Source organism: Pseudomonas emilianonis (assembly GCF_023072625.1).
In the GTDB taxonomy this organism is placed as follows: Bacteria; Pseudomonadota; Gammaproteobacteria; order Pseudomonadales; family Pseudomonadaceae; genus Aquipseudomonas; species Aquipseudomonas paraveronii.
In genome coordinates, this window is sequence record NZ_JAKNRV010000306.1 from 1 (window position 1) to 6,365 (window position 6,365).

Here is a 6,365-nt window from a genome sequence, read left to right on the forward strand (position 1 = left end):
ATCGACACTTTTTTGTACGGCTCGTTACTTGTCCACAGGGCGGCGCCCACAGTGCGTTCGCCTTGTGCCGCCCGCCGGGGCACCATGCCGCCGGCGACTTGATGGGCGGTTATTGCTACCTCAACAACGCCGCCATCGCCGCCCAGGCGTTTCTCGACCAGGGCCAGCGGAAGGTCGCGATCCTCGACGTGGACTACCACCACGGCAACGGCACTCAATCGATCTTTTACGCGCGCAACGACGTGCTCTTTACCTCGATCCACGGGCACCCGGAGGCGGAGTTCCCGTTTTTCCTCGGCTACGCCGACGAACGCGGAGAAGGCGCCGGGGAAGGCTTCAACTTCAACTATCCGTTGCCGGCCGGTTCCGACTGGCCGCACTGGAGCGCAGCGCTTGACGAGGCTTGCACAGAAATCGAGCGTTACGCCGCCGACATCGTCGTCGTGTCCCTGGGCGTGGACACGTTCAAGGACGACCCCATCTCGCAGTTCAAGCTCGACAGCCCGGACTACCTGGCCATGGGCGCACGCATCGCACGCCTGGGCAAACCCACGCTGTTTGTGATGGAAGGCGGCTACGCCGTAGCAGAAATCGGCATCAACGCCGTCAACGTTCTCGAAGGTTTTGAGGGGTCCATCCAATGAACATGCTCAAGTCGCTCGTCCTCTGCGCCGCCGTTCTCGGCGGCGCGGCCCATGCCGAAGAGAAAACCCTGCGGGTCTACAACTGGTTCGACTACATCACGCCCAAGGCGCTGGAAGACTTCAAGGCGCAAAACCCCAACGTCAAACTGGTGTACGACATCTTCGACACCAACGAGGCCCTGGAAGCCAAGCTGCTCACCGGCAATTCCGGGTATGACGTGGTGGTGCCGTCCAACGTGTTCCTCGCCAAGCAGATCGAAGCTGGCGTGTTCCAGCCCCTGGACCGCAGCCAACTGCCGAACTGGAACCACCTCGACCCCAAGCTGATGAAGCTGATCGAGGCCAACGACCCCGGCAACAAATTCGCCGTGCCCTACATGTACGGCACCATCCTGATCGGCTTCAACCCCGACAAGATCAAGGCCGCGCTCGGCGCCGATGCGCCGGTGGACAGCTGGGACCTGATCTTCAAGGAAGAGAACATCAGCAAGCTCAAGCAGTGCGGCGTCGCGCTGCTCGATTCGCCGTCCGAGATCCTGCCGCTGGCCCTGCAACACCTGGGCCTGGACCCCAACAGCAACAACCCCAAGGACTATGAAAAAGCCGAAGCGCTGCTGATGAAAATCCGCCCGTACATCACCTACTTCCACTCCTCCAAATACATGGCCGATATCGCCAACGGTGACATCTGCGTGGCCGTCGGTTACTCAGGCAGCTTCTCCCAGGCCGCCAACCGCGCCAAGGAAGCCAAGAACGGCGTGATCGTGGACATGCGCCTGCCCAAGGAAGGCGCACCGATCTGGTTCGACATGCTCGCGCTGCCCAAAGGCGCGAAAAACCCGCAGGACGCCTACACCTTCATCAACTACCTGCTGCAACCGCAGGTGATCGCGCCGATCAGCGACTTCGTCGGTTATCCCAACCCGAACAAAGACGCGACGGAACTGGTCGACCCTGCGATCCGCCACAACCCCAACCTGTACCCCACCGAGGCGGCGATGGCCACGCTGTATACCTTGAAACCCCTGGGCCGCGACGCCGAGCGCGCCAGGACACGGGCCTGGACCAAGATCAAATCGGGGACCTAGGGGCGCCCCGCTATCTAACTACCACCGCCTGACGGGCCTGCGCTCTAACGTGGTCGAGGTCTCGGGTTGCATCCAGCAGCCCTCCTCACCGCGCCCGTCAGGAGCCCTCCCTTGCCCTCATCGCCCCCCAATGCCAATGACCTGTTGACTCAACTGACCACCGGCCCCTCCTTGCGCGAAGTCGCGGCCGCCACCCTGCGCTCGAGCTTGCGCGGGCTGTACCCGGATCTCGACATCGACCCCGACCTGACCGTTCTAGTGACGCCGCACTGGCAGATCACTGCCGGGGCGATCCTGCCCGGCGCCCCGAAATTTCAGTCGCTGACCGGCGCGTTGTACCGCAGTGCAACGTCCGGCGTGCCGGTGACGTGGATCGACGGCGAGCACTACCTGATCTATCAATCTGCCGCCGGGCCGAACGTGCATCTACCGATCAAAGTAGATGCCGTCGGCCGCCTGATCAATGAGCTGGCACCCTTGCTGCGCGTCGCGTACCAGGAGCAACAGCTCGCGTATTGGAACGAAAGCGACCACCACAACGGCCCACGTTGGCGCACCTTTGCCAACGCCTTACGCGCGATCTGGAATGTCGACAGCGTGGAAGGCTGGGACGAGGATGAATGCAACGTCGCCAGGAGCGTTTTTCACCACCCGGATTACGCCCAGCGCTTGCCCCAGGACAAATACGCGACCAAGGCTTATCTGATCGACGTCGACCTGGAGCACGCCACCCAGGTCAAACACCTCACTCTGTCGGCATTGGCGGTGCTGGTCGGGCGTCTTGGCGAGCGTGACATCATCCTCAGCTATTCGATCGCCGATGGGTTCGCCGCCTTCAAAAGCCTGCCAGCGCTTGGCGATGCCCTGAGCATTCAAGTCGCCAATCCACAGGCGGCCAAGCTCCACTGGCGATTGTTCCAACCCTCCGGGGACTTTTTCGAACAGCAGGCCTGTGCGTTTATTTCCTTGCAGATTCAGGCGATCGGCGTAATCGCGCTCGACAGCGATGAGCTGATCCCAACCATGATGCAAGACAAGCCAGGCAGCGAAATCGCCCTTCGCGCCCCGCTGAATCAAAACAGAATCGGCTGGGTTCATCGTGCCTTGCCCGACTGGATACTTAGCGCATCCTCGTCGGACCAGGCCACCTACGGGCGCTACATGATGGACCTGGCGGCCCTGCACCTGCGGCACGCCGGTAAAGCCTTTGATGACGGGATCAAGCACATCGGCGATTTTGCCCTGGATGCGATCCACACCCTGATGGTCAAGGACCACCCCAGCGTGGCCCGCACGACGCTGGACAGCGTGCGGATCAGCGTCACCAGCGTGCAGGTCTGGGGCACCCTGATTGTGCCGGGAAATACCCAGACCCAAACCTTTACTCTGGCCGAATTGGCCCTGGAAAACCTGATAGCCCTGCCCTTGGGCAACAAAACCGTCCGTTATGAAAGCGGCAGCGCCGTACCCACCTGGATGACGGCGTCCTACCTGGAACGCTTGATTACCCAGGCGAACGTCGGCGTGTACTACCCGGCCCTGGTCAAGCGCACATTGCTCGACGACCCGGCCGAGTCCACGCGGCGGCAACATCTCTACACCGCTCAGTTACGCCTGCAATTACCGTTACTGGCGTTGCACTATAAGGTCCGCCGTTTCCATGGCCTGAGCGAACAGGGCTATCGCTATGTCTGCGCAGCGATGAATCCAGACAGCGCAGCGAGTGTGGTCGACGGCACGGCGGTGGTCATCCGCCGCTTGTCCCTGCTCCCCAAACGCCGCCTGAGCTCGGCCGTCGACGTCGTCGGCAACATGTTCGTCATCGGCCCTCAAGACCCGAAAAAAGGCCCTTGCCTGCTCTATCGTCCGCTGTCCAACCAACCGTTGATGCAGTTCCCGTCACCGACCAACTTGCTGTACGCGATCAAACAAGACACGCCATTGCGCCAATCGGTCCTGGCCTGGCTGCCCGACAAGGTGCGAACGGTTTATGCACAGTTTGTGTTTCCCGGCAGCCTGCCCTCGCCTTGGGTATTTACCAGCATGCTGAACGACCCGCTGAACGCACTGGTGATGACCGGGCCCATCGAACTGGGGCGGGAAGTGGTGCGCAACGACGACTTCGCCACACTGTTCCAAGCCACTGCCGACGCGCTGGTCACCCTGGCCGACCGCCAATCGGTGTCGAATGCCGAGGCGCGCTGGGAGAGTTTCAAGCATGCCGGGTGGCTGATGTTCAATACCGTGCTGCCGTTCATGGGCCGCGCCGCGGGCGCCGCGACCTGGATCTGGCAATTGATGGATGACCTGCAACAGATGGTCGACGCCAATGAGATCGGTGACCGTTCAGCCGGGCTCTCGGCGCTGGTAGATATCTTGCTGACGCTCGGCGTGGTGTTGGCGACGCATGTCGCCACGGCCCACCAGCCTGAATCGCCCATCGAGAAACCTGCCAAGCCGCCGGCATTGCAGGCGCAGGAGACCACGGTAGAGGTCGTCCAAAAGCCGGATATCACGACGGCAGAACTGCCCGTCGACCACGAACACACCCTGCACATCAGTGGCGCCTTGAACCGCAGCGCACTGAGCCTGGGTACGTTCCTGGACGGTTTCGCGCTGCCCAAGCCCGATCAATTGGGCACACAACAGACAGTGGAAGGCCCCCATCAGCATCTCTACGCCAAAGACACCCACTGGTACGCCCCGGTGGGTACACGCTGGTTTGAAGTCATCGTCGACGAAAACGACGCCGTGTTGATCATCGATCCGCACCAACCCGGCCGACGCGGCCCCCCGCTGATTGCCAATCGCCTGGGTCAATGGTTCGTCGACACGCGCTTGCGCCTCCGTGCAGGCGGCCTGCGCAGCCGGCGCAAAAAAGGCGAAGCCCTCAGGCCACCTAAAATCAACGATTTACGCCAGCATCTGGCGACCTTCGACAGCGAGCGCCCCCAACGCCAACGCGATATTGAGGCCCTGCAAGGCGCCATCGACCGCACAGCGGACGACGCCAAAGCAGTCGCCAGAACCACCTTTCTCGAACAAGTGGATACACGCCTCAAAGAGATCGACGTGCCGATTTCCCAGCTCAAATCCCTGAATATTCTCGACACGGTGCCCAACTATCAGAACGCCATGGTCGGCTACCTGGAACATCAGCTATTTCTGGCGAGCTCCGCCATCAGCGAACAACAGATCCCGTTTCGCGAACAACTGGAAGCCATACATGGCCACCTCGACACCGAGGGTTTTGAAGAAGACGCCTTGCCTGCCGCTCACTACCGCGCCATGTACGCCGCGACGCAGGCCATGGTGGAGCGGATGGACTATCTGCAGGCGCGCTTCAAGGAGGCCCGCACCCTGGGCGTGCCAGGGGTCAAGCTGATCCAACTGTACGAGCCGCACCTGCCCACGTATGCCGTTGATGATCTCAAGGCGTTCAGGATTACCCTGGGCCACTTCCTGTGCGTGTCAGAAAGCCAATCGGCCACACGCGCCGATGCCAGAGAAGCCTTGCACCGTATCGTCGATGTGGCGGAACTGGCCGTCCAAAGTGCCAGAGGCGCCATGAAGCCGGGCAACGTAGCGCCGCCGGCTCAGTTGATCGAGACCCTGGATAGCCTGATGGATCAGTTTTCCAGGGTGGACCAGAACCTGGTGGATCTGCCGGCGGAATTTCCCAACGACCTCAACAAGCCTCATCTGGAAAGCCTGCGCAAGCAGGTTGACGAATTCGCGCAACTCACTGAGAAGCAACTGACGACCCTGCTGCGCGAACGTAGAGCCATGGAGCCCACCGCAGGCCCGTCGCGCCCGGCCCCGAGGGCGAAGAAAAAATACATCAAGACGCGCTCCAAGGGTGTGGTGGTCGGCGATGAGCGTGAAAGCCCCGCCGAAGACGGCAAGACCCTGGTCGACGTGAAGGAACCCCTGACCGGCAAGGTGATTGCAACCTTCCATGAGAAAGAGCCGGGTGTTTGGGTCGAACGCGAACTGAAGCCCAAACCCGTTACCCGCACCCAGGCGCGTAACCTGGCAATCAGCATCAGCGACGGTCAGGCGCTGGTCGATGGGGTCGGCGCCTTTATCACCAACAAGGAAGCCTGGGCGAAGGAAACCCGACAACTGCCGGTGGAAATCGAAGAGCGCTTCCACCAGCACGCCAAAAAACTCGAACGGGCCAGCCAGGATATCGAAGAGGCGCTGACCTCCAGCAACCAGACAGAAAGCGCCTCGCCATCAGCCGCATTGACTAACCGCAGCCTCAATGAGGCGATCACCCAGCTTTACCGGGAAGGCAAACGGGTCAAGATCGAGGTGCTCAAGCGTCGACCACCGGAGGCAGCGCACGTCGAATTGCTATTGCTCGAGGGCGCCGTGACGGTCGACCCGCCTGTCGGCCCCCGCACCCGACTCAGGGGGCGCGACAAGGGTTTCCTGCAGGAATATGCAGTGGTGGACGCCAACACCAAACGCCCGTTGTGGTACGCGCACTTTCACTACCCCACCCTGGACCAGGCCACCGGCCAGTTCCTCGACAACAACAAGTCGCCATCGCGCAAAGTCGGCAACATCGACAACCGCGGCAGCCACTTCTACCTGGCGCTGTACTGGGCCCAAGCCCTGGCCGCGC

The 6,365-nt window shown here is 61.6% G+C and carries 2 protein-coding genes and 2 pseudogenes; all 4 read left to right on the forward strand.

Annotation, left to right across the window (positions count from 1 at the left end; genetic code table 11):
* Window positions 1-644: histone deacetylase family protein (locus L9Z73_RS23285; protein ID WP_247406038.1), on the forward strand; the 644-nt coding region annotated here is incomplete at its 5' end.
* Window positions 641-1,732, forward strand: a complete 1,092-nt coding sequence (locus L9Z73_RS23290; protein WP_247406040.1) for a polyamine ABC transporter substrate-binding protein — start codon at window positions 641-643, stop codon at window positions 1,730-1,732. The genes L9Z73_RS23285 and L9Z73_RS23290, both read left to right, overlap by 4 nt.
* A gap of 1,263 nt (window positions 1,733-2,995) precedes the next feature.
* A pseudogene (locus tag L9Z73_RS31335) lies at window positions 2,996-3,631 on the forward strand (dermonecrotic toxin domain-containing protein); the annotation flags it as partial.
* A gap of 2,610 nt (window positions 3,632-6,241) precedes the next feature.
* Window positions 6,242-6,365, forward strand: a pseudogene (locus tag L9Z73_RS23295) (NADP-dependent isocitrate dehydrogenase); the annotation flags it as partial.

Excerpts from the sequence above, each read along its gene's own strand:
- L9Z73_RS23290 (WP_247406040.1), top strand. The coding sequence starts at position 641 with ATGAACATGCTCAAGTCGCTCGTCCTCTGCGCCGCCGTTCTCGGCGGC.